The organism is Agromyces sp. 3263, from assembly GCF_031456545.1.
Lineage (GTDB): Bacteria > Actinomycetota > Actinomycetes > Actinomycetales > Microbacteriaceae > Agromyces.
Genome location: NZ_JAVDUV010000001.1, coordinates 663,635 through 678,180 on the forward strand (window position 1 = coordinate 663,635; position 14,546 = coordinate 678,180).

Annotated in this window: 9 protein-coding genes; 5 read left to right on the forward strand and 4 right to left on the reverse strand. The window is 72.2% G+C overall.

What is annotated here, in order from left to right; translation table 11 throughout:
• Positions 1-48 precede the first annotated feature (48 nt).
• Together J2X63_RS02955 and J2X63_RS02960 are read right to left on the reverse strand one after the other, a co-directional pair.
• Complete coding sequence (locus tag J2X63_RS02955) at positions 49-2,043, reverse strand: beta-galactosidase (RefSeq protein WP_309973732.1); 1,995 nt, start codon at positions 2,041-2,043, stop codon at positions 49-51.
• Positions 2,044-2,194: 151 nt separating this feature from the next.
• Positions 2,195-3,493: an extracellular solute-binding protein gene (locus J2X63_RS02960; protein ID WP_309973734.1), complete on the reverse strand. Its 1,299-nt coding sequence runs from the start codon at positions 3,491-3,493 to the stop codon at positions 2,195-2,197.
• 290 nt (positions 3,494-3,783) lie between these two features.
• Between J2X63_RS02960 and J2X63_RS02965 the strand changes: the two genes are divergently transcribed.
• The 3 genes from J2X63_RS02965 (at position 3,784) to J2X63_RS02975 (ending at position 7,070) form a co-directional block, all read left to right on the forward strand.
• Complete coding sequence (locus tag J2X63_RS02965; RefSeq protein ID WP_309973735.1) at positions 3,784-5,106, forward strand: sugar ABC transporter substrate-binding protein; 1,323 nt, start codon at positions 3,784-3,786, stop codon at positions 5,104-5,106.
• Between the two features lie 96 nt (positions 5,107-5,202).
• Positions 5,203-6,129: a sugar ABC transporter permease gene (locus tag J2X63_RS02970; RefSeq protein WP_309973737.1), complete on the forward strand. Its 927-nt coding sequence runs from the start codon at positions 5,203-5,205 to the stop codon at positions 6,127-6,129.
• Entirely contained in the window at positions 6,123-7,070 is a 948-nt protein-coding gene (locus J2X63_RS02975; protein ID WP_309973738.1) for a carbohydrate ABC transporter permease, read from the forward strand. The genes J2X63_RS02970 and J2X63_RS02975 overlap by 7 nt, the downstream gene beginning before the upstream one ends.
• Positions 7,071-7,138: 68 nt before the next feature.
• On the opposite strand, the gene J2X63_RS02980 is transcribed toward J2X63_RS02975, so the two are convergent.
• Positions 7,139-8,803, reverse strand: a complete 1,665-nt coding sequence (locus J2X63_RS02980; RefSeq protein ID WP_309973741.1) for an FAD-dependent oxidoreductase — start codon at positions 8,801-8,803, stop codon at positions 7,139-7,141.
• Positions 8,804-8,993: 190 nt separating this feature from the next.
• Complete coding sequence (locus tag J2X63_RS02985) at positions 8,994-9,857, reverse strand: AraC family transcriptional regulator (RefSeq protein WP_309973743.1); 864 nt, start codon at positions 9,855-9,857, stop codon at positions 8,994-8,996.
• An 89-nt stretch (positions 9,858-9,946) separates the two neighbouring features.
• Between J2X63_RS02985 and J2X63_RS02990 the strand changes: the two genes are divergently transcribed.
• Positions 9,947-13,228 (forward strand): DUF5107 domain-containing protein, encoded by a 3,282-nt coding sequence (locus J2X63_RS02990; protein WP_309973745.1) that lies wholly within the window; start codon positions 9,947-9,949, stop codon positions 13,226-13,228.
• A complete protein-coding gene (locus J2X63_RS02995) occupies positions 13,225-14,532 on the forward strand; it encodes a cellulase-like family protein (protein ID WP_309973747.1) in 1,308 nt (435 codons plus the stop codon). Before J2X63_RS02990 ends, J2X63_RS02995 begins: the two co-directional genes overlap by 4 nt.
• Positions 14,533-14,546 lie beyond the last annotated feature (14 nt).

Below are 14,546 nucleotides of genomic sequence, written 5' to 3' on the forward strand. Positions count from 1 at the left end.
CACCTCCTCCGCCCTCGCGTGCATCGTAACCCCCAGAGGTGTTCGCCGTCATCGCCCGACCACCATGGCCCAGTCGAAGGCGCCGAGGCGTACGCCGTCGACCTCTTCGCCCGAGACCGCATCGGTGCCGCGCACGACGACGTCGACCGGGTCGCCGCCGTGGTTGATGACCGTGACGAGTGCGCCGCGTCGCGCCGCCTCGACGTGGTCGGGCAGGCCGGCGACGACGGGTTCGACGCCTGCGTCGGCGAGCACGTGGTCGACGACGGCCTGCACGCCGGCCTCGTCGGGGACGGTGGCGAGGTAGCGGGCGACGCCGCGTCCGGCGCGGCGCGCGGTGAGGGCCGGATGCCCCGCGCGGCGGCCGCTCGTGAACGACGCCTCGACCGTGGCATCCGTCGCCTCGATCTCCTCGGCGAAGAGGGTGCCGACGGCTGCCCCGAACCCCGAGCCCGCAACCCCCTCGAATCGCGCTTCCCGTTCGCCGGGTTCACCCGGTGCGGCATCGGGTGGCACGAGGGCGCCGAAGTCCTCGACGCGGATGCCGCTGAGCGGGCCGAGCCGGGTCGCGAACCCGCCGTCGCGGAACGCGTCGCGCTCGTCGACGACATCGCTGAACGGGCCGGCGAGGAGGTGCCCGCCGCCCTGGACGAACGAGGTGAGCGCCGCGGCGCCCTCGTCGCGCAACAGGTACAGCAGCGGGGCGATGGCGAGCGCGTACCGGTCGTCGACGCGCTCGGGCGCCACGACGTCGACCTGCACGTGGCGGCGGTGCAGTGCGCGGTACCAGCGCTGCACGACCGCGAGGTGGTCGAGCCGGTTCTGGGGGTGGTCCGATGCCTCGACGGCCCACCAGTTCTCCCAGTCGAACACGAGCGCGACCGGGGCGTCACGACCGCCGCCCGGCAGGGTCGGCAGCGCGGCGAGCTGCGCGCCCAGCTCGGTGACCTCGCGCCAGGTGCGCGTCTCGGTGCCCGCGTGCGGGAGCATCGCCGAGTGGAACTTCTCCGCGCCGGCGCGCGACTGCCTCCACTGGAAGAAGAGGATGCCGTCGGCGCCCCGCCCGATCGCCTGCGCGCTGAGCGCCGCCATCTGCCCGGGCGCCTTCGGCGCGTTCGAGGGGCGCCAGTTCAGCGCGTTCGTGGACTGCTCCATGAGGATCCACGGCACGTCGGGCTTCAGCGAGCGCACGAGGTCGCGCTGGAACGCCGCCGCCCGGAACGACTCGGGGTCGTTCGGGTCGGGATAGGCGTCGTCGCTCACGAGGTCCAGGTGCTCGGCCCACTGCTGGTAGTTGGCGGGCTTGAACGCGCCCATGAAGTTCGTGGTGATCGGTTGGGTCGCCCCGGCCGCCCGGAGGATCTCGCGCTCCATGAGGTAGCACTCGAGCAGCATGTCGCTCGTGAACCGGCGGTAGTCGAGCATCTGGCCGGGGTTCAGGCTGTACGGCGCCTTGCGGGGCGGGAACACCTCGTCGAACGATCCATAGCGCTGCGACCAGAAGTTCGTGCCCCAGGCCGCGTTGAGCACGTCGACGTCGGCGTACCGATCGGCCAGCCAACGCCGGAACGCGTCGCGCGCGGCATCCGAGAAGTCCATGTTCAGGTGGCAGCCGTACTCGTTGTTGACGTGCCACATGACGACGGCCGGATGCTGCGCATACCGCTCGGCGATGGCGGTCACGAGCTCGGCGGCCAGGCGCCGGTACACGGGCGACGACGGCGCGAACTGCTGGCGGCTGCCCGGCCAGTACGTGGCGCCGTTCTCGTCCTGCGGGAGGAGTTCGGGATACGCGGCGCTCGCCCACGGCGGCGGGGACGCGGTGGCCGTGGCGAGGTCGACGGCGATGCCGCCCTCGTGCAGCAGGTCGATGACCCGGTCGAGCCAGCCGAAGTCGAACTCGCCCTCGCTGGGCTGGATGCGCGACCAGGCGAAGATGCCGAGGCTCACCATCGTCACGCCGGCCTCGCGCATGCGCGCGACATCCTCGGGCCAGGTCTCCTCGGGCCACTGCTCGGGGTTGTAGTCGGCGCCGTAGTGCACGGGACTCCTTCGTCGATCGGTCGGGACTGGGTGGACCCAATGGGAAAGCGCATTCCAGCCTACCCGGCCATGTGCGAGTGGGCGATCCTGGCGCGGCATCCGCTGGATGCGCGCCAGGATCGCCCCCTCGGTGACGTGCCGGCCGCCGAGCTCAGCCGAGGATGACCTTCGCCTCGGTGAAGAACTGGTCGACCGCGTCGTCGACGCTGAGCGCGCCGAGGCCGATCGACTTGCCGAGGTCCCAGAACGTCTGCTCGAGCGAGCCGTAGCCCACGACCGGCACGGGCGGTGCCTCGCCGAGTCGGTCCGCGACCGACTCGAGGTAGTCGGCGACCTGCGCGTCGACGCCCTCGAGCGTCGTGCCCGCGAGCTTCGTCTCGGAGGCGGGGAAGCCGAGCGTGGTGCCGAAGATCTCGCCGGCCTCCTCGCTGTTCACCACGTAGTCGAGCCACAGCGCCGCCGCCTCGGGGTGCTCGGTGTCGGCCGCGATCGCGACCTGCAGGCCGGCCTGCCGGTAGAGGTCCTTCGCATCGGGGTCGGCCGTCGGCGGCGCGACGAGCGTCACGTGCTCGGCGCCGGAGTCGGCGAGGTAGCCGCCGAGGAAGTTGCTCCAGCTCGCCTCGCTGGCCGTGAGGTTGGCGCCGAAGCCCGACTTGGGCGAGATCTCCTCGAGCCGTTGCTGCGGCACGACGACGCCCTCGCGGGCCTCAGCGCCGGAGTCCCAGAAGTCGCGCAGGTCCTTCTCGGTGAACCCGAGCTCGCCCTCCTCGGTGTAGAGGTTCTTGCCCTCGGCGCGCAGCACGTTCTCGAAGTTCTGGATGCGCTGGGTCAGGTCGGTGCCGCCGTAGACCGCCCCGCCGGTGGCCTCGGTCACCTCCGCCATCCAGTCGGCGTAGCCGTCGAAGCTCGTGCCGCCCTCGTACGGCTCCACGCCCGCCTGCTCGACGAGCCCGTCGTTCAGGAACATCGCCCAGGCGCTGTAGCCGGTGGGCAGCGAGTACTGCACGCCCTCGAGCTGGCCGGTCGCTCGCAGTCCGTCGTCGAACGCGTCGACGTCGATGTACTCGCCGACGGTGTCGAGATCGAGCAGGAGACCCGGCTCCGCGTACTCGCGCAGGTAGGAGTCGGAGAACTGCCACACGTCGGGCAGTCCGCCGCCGGCGGCCTCGGTCTGGCGCTTCTCCCAGTACGAGGGGAAATCGGTGAACGTCCCCTCGATCGTGATGTTCGGGTGCTCGGCCTCGAACGCGTCGATGAGCTTCTGGTACCGCTGGGCGCGGTCGTCGTTGCCCCACCACGTGAAGGTCAGCGTGACCTCCTCATCGGGGTCGTAGGCCGCTTCGCTGCCGCCACCGGTGCCGCCGCCGGCGCATCCGGCCAGCGCGAGCACGGTGGCGCCGGATGCCGCGGCAACCGCGAGCACGCGACGCATCCGTCGGGTCGTGAACATCATCGTCCTCCAAGGTGTGTTCGGGTGTCCGCACCTCGTCATGGGAATCGGCACGGAAAACGCTTCCCCGCACCGTAGCCTGAGACGTTTCATTCCGTCAACGGCCGAGCAGCGCGCGTGTCGGGCGCGCTGGCGTTCCCCACCGTGGAAATGTCCATGCTCGCGGGTCGATCCCCTATGGGGCGCGTGCGCCGCGCGGCGTAGCGTCGCTTTCCGCACCGCATCATCGGGCCTGCATCGCAGGCACGCACCCACCATGCACACGCATCCCCATGCAAAGGAGCATCTCCATGCCACAGCGTGACCACCGGCGCCTGCGCACCACCGCGATCCTCGCGGGCGCCGTCGTCGCAACGCTCGCCCTCGCGTCGTGCTCGGGCGGCGAGTCCGGTTCAGCGGACGAACCGGTCGAGCTCACCTTCCAGTCCTGGGTCCCGAACATCGACCAGGCCGTCGACGCCTTCAACGACGCGCACGACGACATCCACGTCGAGCTCGAGACCATCACGGCCGGCCCCGACGGCGGGTACGCCAAGATGCTCTCCGCCGTGCAGGCCGGCAACCCCGCCGACGTCGCGCAGGTCGGCTACGACGCCATCCCCGACTTCCTGGTCAACGGCGCACTCGAGGACATCACGGACTACGTGGCCGACGACGCCGACCGCTTCACGGACTGGCAGTGGCAGACCGGCGTGTTCGACGATCACGTCTACGCGATCCCGCAGGCCTCGGGGCCGCTCGGCCAGTTCTACCGCAAGGACATCTTCGACTCCCTCGGCCTCGCGGCACCCAGCACGTGGGAGGAGTACTACGAGGCGGCCAAGGCGATCCACGCCTCCGACCCCGACCGCTACATCGCGGCGTTCGCATTCAACCAGGCGCCCTGGCTGATCGGCCTCTCCCAGCAGGGCGGGGGCGAGTGGTTCGCCACCGAGGGCGATGCATGGAAGGTCGGCATCGACGACGAGGCGACACTGAAGGTCGCCGAGTTCTGGCAGCGGCTCCTCGACGAGGACCTCGTGAAGGTCGAGGCGGACTTCTCGAGCGAGTGGAACGCCGACCTCCAGAACGGCAACGTCGCGTCGTGGATCTCGGGCTCGTGGGCCGATGCGATCGTGCGCGGCACCGCGCCCGACACCGCGGGCAGCTGGGCGGTCGCACCCATGCCGCAGTGGTCCGACGGCGAGACCGTGTCGGCGACGTGGGCCGGCGGCTCGGCCAACGTCGTGCTGAAGGGCTCCGAGCACCCGGAGGAGGCGGCCGAGTTCGCGCTCTGGCTGAACAGCGACCCCGGCAGCGTGAGCACCCTCACGAGCATCGGCGCCGGCTGGCCCGCGATCACCGACCTCGACGCGATCGAGAGCCTCCAGGACGACCCCGAGGTGTTCGCGTTCTACGGCGGCCAGGACATCTGGGACGTCTTCGCCGAGTCGGATGCCGCGGTCGCCGCGACGTGGAAGTGGCCGCCGCTGTCGCAGACGCTGTTCGCCTCGCTGACCGATAACGTCAAGGCGGCCGTCGAGGCGGGCACGCCGCTCACCGACGCCTACATCGCCACCCAGGCGGACTTCGTCGCCGCCCTCGAGGACAAGGGCATCTCGGTCGCCGAGTGACCCGGGCGGGCGGTCCGGCTCCGGCCGGGCCGCCCGCTCGCCTTCCCCGGCCGCACCCCGCGGCATCCGATCGTCCATCACCCGAGGAGCACCGCCGTGTCCGCCACTGCCACCGCCCCACCGACCCGACGTCGCCGACCGCGGCTGCCGGCCGCCCTCTGGGTGCTGCTCGTGCCGTTCCTCGTGATGTTCGCGGCGTTCTTCGTCGCGCCGATCGTCTTCGCGGTGGTCGACAGCATGTTCTCCCAGCAGTCGAGCGGCCTCGGGCTCGCCGCCGCCACCCGGGAGTTCGTGTTCCTCGACAACTACGCCGCCGCGCTGTCGACTCCCTCGTTCGTCGCGAGCCTCGGCCGCCTCGTCGCCTTCTCGGCGATCGAGGTGCCGCTCATGGTGGTCTCGGCCCTGGCACTGGCCCTCCTCCTGGGCGCGGCGGCCGCGCGGTTCCCGCGCGCCTTCCGCGTCACGTACTTCATGCCGTACGGCGTTCCCGGCGTCATCGCGGCGCTGCTCTGGGGCTTCCTGTACATCCCGGCCACCAGCCCGGTGCTGCAGTCGCTCGGCGCGGTCGGCATCGACGTCGATCCGCTGTCGAGCGACGCGGTGCTCTTCGCCATCGCGAACATCGCCCTGTGGGGGTTCGCGGGCTACAACATGCTCATCCTCATCGCGGCGCTCGACGCCATCCCCTCCGAGCTGTACGAGGCCGCCCGGCTCGACGGGGCCGGTGAGTGGCGCATGATCTGGCACATCAAGCTGCCGCTCATCCGTCCCTCGATCGTGCTCATCACCCTCTTCACGATCATCGGCACGCTGCAGCTCTTCGTCGAGCCCCTCGTGCTCCGCCCGCTCACCACCGCCATCAGCTCCGACTACACGCCGAACCTCGCCGCCTACAACCAGGCGTTCTCGCAGGGCAACCCGAACCTCGCGGCAGCGATGGCCGTGATCGTGGCGCTCCTCGCGTTCGCCTTCTCGGCCCTGTTCCTCCGCGTCGTGAACCGGAAGGGGAACCGCGCATGGTGACCACCGACGCCCCCGCCCGCCCCGTCGCGCGCACCCGCCGACCGGCCGGCCCCGCGGCATCCGGCGCAGCAGCACCCACTCGACGACCACCCGCCACCCGCACCGGCGCGGCCGGCACCGTGCTGGTGAACGCCGCACTCGTCGCGGCGTCGGCGTACTTCCTGCTGCCGATCGCCTGGGTGCTGATCGCCGCGACGAAGTCACCGGGCGACCTCTCCTCGACCTTCGGGCTCTGGTTCTCCGACAGCCCCCAGGCGTGGCAGAACCTCGTCGCCCTGTTCACCCAGGACGACGGCGCCTTCTCGGTGTGGATCCTGAACAGCATCCTGTACTCGGGGGTCGGCGCCCTGGTGGCGACGGTCATCTCGACGGCGGCCGGCTACGCGTTCGCGAAGTACGACTTCCCGGCGAAGGAGGCGGTCTTCTGGACGATCCTCGGCGGCGTGCTCGTGCCGGCGACGGTCATCGCGCTGCCGCTGTACTTCCTGCTCAACTCGGTCGCCCTCACGGGAAGCTACTGGAGCGTGCTCCTGCCGTGCATGGTGAGCCCGTTCGGCGTCTTCCTCGCGCGCATCCACGCGAACGCCTCGGTGCCCGACGAGGTCATCGAGGCGGCCCGCATCGATGGCGCCGGCGACCTGCGCATCTTCGGCTCGATCGCCGCGCGCATGATGACCCCGGCGATCGTGACGATCTTCCTCTTCCAGTTCGTGACGATCTGGAACAACTACCTGCTCCCGCTGGTGATGCTGAGCGACCCCAGGCGATTCCCGATCACCCTCGGCCTGACGCTGTGGAACTCGCAGACCCAGCGCGATCCGTCGTTCACCACCCTGGTCGTGACCGGATCGGCCGTGTCCGTGGTGCTGCTCGTGGTGCTCATGGTCTCGTTGCAGCGGTTCTGGAAGGCCGACCTCACGGCGGGCGCGACGAAGGGCTGAGCGGATGCCGCGGCGCGGCGCACGCGGCATCCGCGCGCCGTTGCGGGGGCAGACGCCGAGCCCCGGACTCAGGCGGAGTCGACCTGCCGTTCCAGCGCGAGGTACTGGTGCGCGTACGCGATCGCCATGCCGCCTTCGCCGACGCCCGCCGCGACGCGCTTGACGGACCCCGAGCGCACGTCGCCCACGGCGAAGATCCCGGGCGTGCTCGTCTCGAGCGCGAACGGCCGACGGTCGGCCGTCCACGCCTCGGAGGCGGCGGCGTCCGCGCCCGTGAGCACGAAGCCGTGCACGTCGCGGGCGACCTCAGGGGGCAGCCAGTCCGTGACGGCATTCGCGCCGATCATCACGAAGACGACGGGGAAGCCGCGTCGCGACGTCTGCCCGGTGGCGCGGTCGATGACGTCGACCCCCTCGAGGCTTCCCTCGCCGTGCAGGCCCACCACCTCGCTGCGGGTCTCGACGCGGATGCCGTCGTTGGCGGCGATCTGGTCGATGAGGTAGCGCGACATGCTCGCCTCGAGCGAGCTGCCGCGCACGAGCATCGTCACCGATCGGGCGTGCCGGGAGAAGAACAGCGCGGCCTGCCCAGCCGAGTTTCCCGCACCGATGATGCAGACGTCGGCGCCCTTCGCGATGGCGGCGTCGCTGCGCGCGGCCCCGTAGAAGACGCCGTTGCCGAGGTAGCGGTCGACCGCGGGCAGGGGCAGCGTGCGCCATTCGACGCCGGTGGCCGCGATGACGACCCGGGCTTGCAGGGTCTCGCCACCGTCGAGGACGACCTCGTGCACGGGGTCGCGCCCCGAGTCACGTCGTCCCCCGTGGGGGCGGATCGCCTCGACGCTGCGGGTCACGACGATCTCGGCCCCGAGGCGCTTCGCCTGCTTCAGCGCCCGGCTCGCAAGGTCGTCTCCCGAGATCCCGAACGGGAATCCGGTGTAGTTCTCGATGCGCGTGGACGTGCCGGCCTGGCCACCGGGCGCGAGCGACTCGATGACCACCGTGCGAAGTCCCTCGGCCGCGCCGTTCACGGCGGCGGTGAGGCCGGCAGGCCCTCCGCCGAGGATGACGACGTCGTAGTCGGCCGACGCGGGCTCGATGTCGAGCCCCGCGGCACCCGCCACCTCGCGCATCGTCGGGGCCGCCAGCCGGGTCCCGTCGGCCAGTTCGAGGATCGGGTAGGCCTCGCCCTCGGCCGGGCGTTCGAGGGTCACCCGCTCGAAGACGACCTGGTTCCTCGTGAGGAAGGTCGCCGTGCGGTGGGTCGCGGCATCGTGTCGGGGACCGGTGAGGCGCACCTCGATGTCGGGCTGCTCGGCGGCGATCACCTGCAGCGATTCCAGGTAGCGGCGCGCCAGGTCCGCGACGCGGGCCGGGATCGACGGGGCCATCGCCGCCAGCGTATAGAACGCCGTCACGTCGAGCTTCAGGATGCGGGATGCCTCGGCGGCGCGGCCGCTCGCCGGGAACGGGGTGCTCAGGGTCATCGGCACCTCGCCGAAGAACCGGCCGGGCGTGCGAACCCCGATCACCCGCTCCTCGCCGTTCACGACCTTGGTGATCTCGGCGCGGCCGTCGACGACGACGAACAGCGCCCGCTCGTCGCCCTCGTGCGCGAAGTACTCGCCCGGCACGAGGTGGATGTCCTCGACGGCGCCGGCCACGTACTCGAGGGCCGCGTCGGAGAGGGGCGCGAAGATGTGAATGCCGCGGAGGCCCTCGACGGAGATCATGCGTTCGACCCGGATGCCGCACGGCCCGTCGCACGGCCCGTCGCAGTGACCGACGCACTCATCGCCTCATCCGGTGGCCGCACCCTGCGACGGTATCCGCGCGTGGACGGGCCGTCAACGACTTCGCCACCCCCAGACCGCGCGACACGGCGCGGCCGACCCGCCCCATGCTCGGCGCCGGTCTGCCAGGTCAGCCCTTGCGATGCACGCGGTAGTCGGTGGGGCTCATGCCGTGCACGCGGCTGAACTGCCGCGAGAAGTAGAACGGGTCGGCGTACCCGACCTCGCGCCCGACCTCGGCGACGTGCAGGTCGGTGGTGTCGAGCAGGCCGCGGGCCCGCGCCATCTTGAGCCCCGTGTGGTACGCCAGCACCCCGCCGCCGGTGGCGTCGCGGAAGAGCGCGCCGAGGTGCGACGTCGAGACCCCAACGAGCCGCGCGAGGTCGGACACCCGGATGCCGCCGTCGATGCGCTCCTCGAGGTACCGCATCGCCCGCTCGAGCGGTTCGCCCTGCTCGGGCAGCTTCCGGTCGACCGCGAGCTGCGTCATCAGCCGCCACGCGATGCCCGACACGGACAGGAGCCGAGCCGGGGACTGGTCGCGCTCCAAGCCCGAGACGATCTCATCGAGGAGCACCGTGACGCGATCGACGGCGCGCAGCGACACCAGGGGACGTGCGGCGTCCGCGCCGATCGCGGCCCACAGGTCGCCGAGGTCGCTGCCGCGCACGTGACACCACCAGATCGTCCATGGCTCCTCGGCGTCAGCCCCGTACGAGTGCGGCGACCGAGGCGGGATCAGCGCAGCGGTCGACGGGGTCACGCGCACCCGCGTGCCGTCGACGTCCACCCACCCGGCGCCGGCCACGCAGACGATGACGATGGCCTCGTCGGCCCCGGCCGGGCGAACGCGGAGATGCCCGTCCGCGCGGGGGAACCACCCGGCATCCGTCACCACCAGTCGGCGCGTGACCGGCCGCGCGAGCGCCTCGGCGACAGCGGGGCGCGGGACGACGCACAACCGCTGGTGCTCGAACCCGTCGCGCCGTTCCATTCGTCAATGGTCCCACGGTGTCGAATCGTCCATGCGCACCCCACGATCGGCCATGTCGCCGCACCGGGGCCGCGCGTAGCGTGGAGCGCGTGACCGACGAGAACCCCAGGATCGTGCTGCCCGAGGCGCCCGACGAGCAGCGCGAGGCCATCGCGGCGGGCGGCGTCGCCTGCTGGGAGTCGCCGCTCACGATCGACACCTACGAGCCTGCCGCGCCCGATCGCTACCCGCTCTTCCTCGATCGCCGCGTGTACCAGGGTTCGAGCGGGGCGGTCTACCCCATCCCGTTCACGGACCGGATCCTGCCCGGGCGCGCGCCGCGCACCTGGCGGGCGATCCACCTCGAGAACCGCTGGGTGCGGCTGGTGCTCCTGCCCGAGCTGGGCGGACGGATCCACATCGGCTACGACAAGACCCGCGACTACGACTTCTTCTACCGCAACAACGTCATCAAGCCGGCGCTGGTCGGGCTCGCCGGCCCCTGGGTCTCGGGCGGCGTGGAGTTCAACTGGCCGCAGCACCACCGCCCGGCGACCTTCCTCCCGGTCGAGACGCGCCTCGAGCGCCACGACGACGGATCCGTGACGGTGTGGCACTCCGACCTCGACCAGCTGCAGCGGATGCGGGGCAGCCACGGCATTCGCCTGCGCGGCGACTCGTCGCTCATCGAACTCGAAGCGCGCCTCGTGAACCGCACGGATGCACCCCAGTCCTTCCTCTGGTGGGCGAACGTCGCCGCTCGCTCGCACGAGCACTACCAGTCCTTCTTCCCCACCGACGTGCGCTACGTCGCCGATCACGCGCGCCGGGCGATCACCGCCTTCCCCCGCGCCGATCGGCCGTACTACGGCGTGGACTACCCGGCCCTCGCGGCCGAACGGCCTGGCGCCGATCGCCTCGACGTGTACGCGAACATCCCCGTGCCGACGTCGTACATGGTCACCGACACGGCCGACGACTTCTTCGGCGGCTACGACCACGACGCCGGAGCCGGGTTCGTGCACTGGGCCGACCGGGCGATCGCGCCGGGCAAGAAGCAGTGGACCTGGGGCGACGGCGAGGTCGGGCGCGCCTGGGATCGGCACCTCACCGACGGCGACGGTCCGTACGTCGAGCTCATGGCGGGCATCTTCACCGACAACCAGCCCGACTTCAGCTGGCTGCAGCCGGGCGAGACGCGGCGATTCCACCAGTACTGGTACCCGATCCAGGACATCGGCCCGGCGGTGCAGGCGACGCTCGACGCGGCGATCGGGCTCGAGGTCGACGGATGCCGCGTGCGGCTGGGTGTCGCGACGACGGGCGTGCGCGCCTCCACGCGGGTCGAGCTGCGGCGGGCGGAAGCCGTGATCGCCGAATGGACCCTGCCGATCGAGCCCGGGCACCCCTTCGTCACCGAGCTGGAGCTCGGGGCATCCGCGACCCGCGACGACCTCGTCGTGGTCGTCACCGACGGCGGGCGCGAGCTCGTGCGCTGGCGACGCCACGCGGTGCCGGCCGGTGAGCCCTGGGTGGCGACCGAGCCGCCGGCCCCGGCCGAGATCGCCAGTGCCGACGAGCTGGTGCTCACGGGCGTGCACCTCGTGCAGTACCGTCACCCCACGAGGCCCGCCGAGCCGTACTTCGCCGAGGCGGTTCGACGGGACCCGGGTGATTCGCGCGCCCGCCTCGCCCTGGCTCGGCTCGCCCACGACCGCGGCGACCTCGAGGAGGCCCTCGACCACCTCGATCTCGCGGTGGCGCGGCTCTCGCGCCGCAACCTCAACCCCGAGCGCGGCGACGCGCACCTGCTGCGCGGCCTCGTACTGGAGCGGCTCGGGCGATCGGATGAGGCGGCGGACGCGTTCGGCAAGGCCTCATGGGACGGCGCCGTCGCCCTGCCCGCCTCGCTCGGACGCGCCCGGCTCGCACAACGATCGGGCGACGCCGAACGCGCCCTCGGGTTCGCGGATGCCGCGGTGCGCGCCGATCCCGGCAGCGGGCAGGCCGTGGCGGCTCGGGTCGTGGCGCTCCGCTCGCTCGGCGACGGCGCGACGGCGCGCGCGTCACTCGCGTCGGCTCGTGCCGAGGATCCCCTCGACCCGCTCCTCGCGGCCCTCGACGACGCGCTCGACCCTGTGGATCCGCGAACGCTCCTCACGATCGCCCACGAGCTCCACCGGCTCGGCGACGCCGACCGCGCCATCCCGCTCGCTCGGCGTGCCGCGACGATGGGTCCGGGCCCGTTCGGCAACCCGGCGCCGCTCGCCGCCTACGCGCTCGCGGTGTTCCTCGACACGGCCGGTGATGCGGCCGGAGCTCGGACGGCGCGCGCCGCGGCCCGGCGCGCGAGCCCCCTGCTCGCTTTCCCCGCGGGCCTCGACGACCTCGCCGTGCTGCTCGCCGCCGTCGACGCCGACGCCACCGACGCGCGCGCGCATGGCTACCTCGGCTGCTGGCTCCTCGCCGTCGGGCGAGTGGAGGACGCCCTGGTCCACCTCGAGACGGCGACCCTCGGCGGCGCTGACGACCCCGTGGTGTGGCGGAATGCCGCGATCGCGATGGTCAAGTCGGGCGGCGACCTCGCCCGGGCCGACCGGCGGTATGCGCGAGCGCTGGAGCTCAGTGCCGGCGACGCCAGGCTCGCCTACGAACGCGACCAGCTCGCCGCGGTGCGCGGCGTCGATGCCGCCTCGCGGCTCGCCGCCATCGAGGGGGCCGGCGCCCAGGTCCTCGTGCGCGACGACCTCGCGATCGAGTACGCGGGCCTGCTCGTCGAGGTGGGGCGAGCCGGCGACGCGCTCGCGTTCCTCGACGGCCGCGAGTTCCAGCCGTTCGAGGGCGGCGAGGGCCGCGTGATCGCGGTGTTCGACCGCGCCAGCGCCGCCGTCGCCCGCGAGCTGCTCCCGTCGGACCCCGAGTCCGCCCGCGCGCTGCTGCGAAGCGGCATCCGAGTGCCCGAGCACCTCGGCGAGGGACGCCATCCGGCCGACGTCGTCGCGGAGCGATTCGTGCTCCTCGGCGACGCCGAACTGGCGCTCGGCAACGTCGATGCGGCGGAGGCGGCCTGGCGTCGGGCCCGCGACGTCGACGGACCCCTCGCCGCGACCGGGCACGTCGTCGACGCGCGCGACGGGTGGGTCGGCCTCGCGCACCTGCGCCTGGGCGAGCACGCCGAGGCGCAACGCGTGTGGGCGAGCCTCGAAGCCAGGGCGGCCTCCCTCGAGGCGTCCGCGGACCGCGTGGACTACTTCGCCACGTCGCTGCCCGAACTGCTGCTGTTCCCGGTCGACACCGCCGAACGCCGCGCATCCGAGGCGGCGGCGCTCCGCGAACTGGCGGCGCAGGGCCGACACGAGGCGGACGCCCGGGCACAGGAGGCACTGGCATGACCGATCGCTACCTCGGCACGCCGGTGCTGCCCCCGACACCGGATCCCTCGCGCACGGGCCCGGTGCCCGACCACCTGCCGCGCCGCCTCGCGATCTGCCTCTGGGACTTCTCCTGGTACACGCGTGCCGGCGAGGGCGAACCCTTCGACGACGTCGACCGCGCGATGGCCGAGACCGCCGACCGCGGTTACAACGCCGTGCGCATCTGCGCCGCTCCGCTCCTCGTGGCCGGCGACCTCGGGCTCGAGGGGCTCGCGACCGACCTTCCCGTCGAGGGACTCGGGCCTGCGCCGACCGGCGGGTTCTTCGGGCAGCGCACCCGCTGGTACGACACCCCCGGCGGCTACCGGCTCGACGTCAGGGCTCGCCTGTTCGAGCTCCTCGAGGCGGCACGACGACACGGCATGGTGGTGATCCTCGCGAGCTGGGAGTACCAGCAGTCGCCGTCGTTCGCGGGCGACCCGCGCTGGTTCGACGCCATCGACGCCGTGCCGCTCGGACGCCGCTACGACGTGCTCGCCGACGCCTTCGCACGACTGCTCGACGACGTGCGTGCCGCGGGGCTCATCGACGTCGTCGCGTTCACCGAGCTGCACAACGAGGTCGACTTCTCGATCCTGCCGCCGGTGGAGCAGGGAGGCGAGGCCGCCATCGAGCGGCTGCGCACCCGGCATCCCGACCAGCTCGTCACGGTGAGCTACGGCAAGCCGCCGCACCTCGCCATGCACCGGCTCTCCCCCGCCCTGGCCGTCGCGCAGTTCCACGTCTACAGTTACGGCGTGCTCGACGCGCTGCAGCGTCGCATCGACATCCGCTCCGAGGGCAGCGAGGGCTTCCCGAACACGGAGCTCCGCGCGCTCCTCCGCACCGATGCGCCCACGGTCGCCGGCTACGGCCGGCCCGCCGAGTGGAAGCTGCGGGCCACGGTGATCACCGACCAGATGGTCTACGGCTACGACTGGATCGACGCCGACGCCTGGGACGTCTGGCTCCTCGACCACTACGGCGAGCACCGCGAGGTCATGCTGCGCGAGATCGAGTCGCGCGTCGTCGCGATCGCGGAGTGGGCGCGGTGGCGAGGCGTGCCCGCGGTGATCGGCGAAGGCTGGGTCGGCTACACGCCGCGCGACGGTTGGTTCGAGGAGAGCCCCGTCGGGCGGTCGCTCGCCGAGCACGGCATCCGCACCGCACTCGCGCACGGCGTCTGGGGCGTCGTCGCGTGCTCCAACGCGGCGCCCCACCACCCCATGTGGGCGGATGCCGCGTGGCAGCGCCGCGTGAACCTGCTCGTCACCGCCGGCTGACCGGCGCCCTTGCG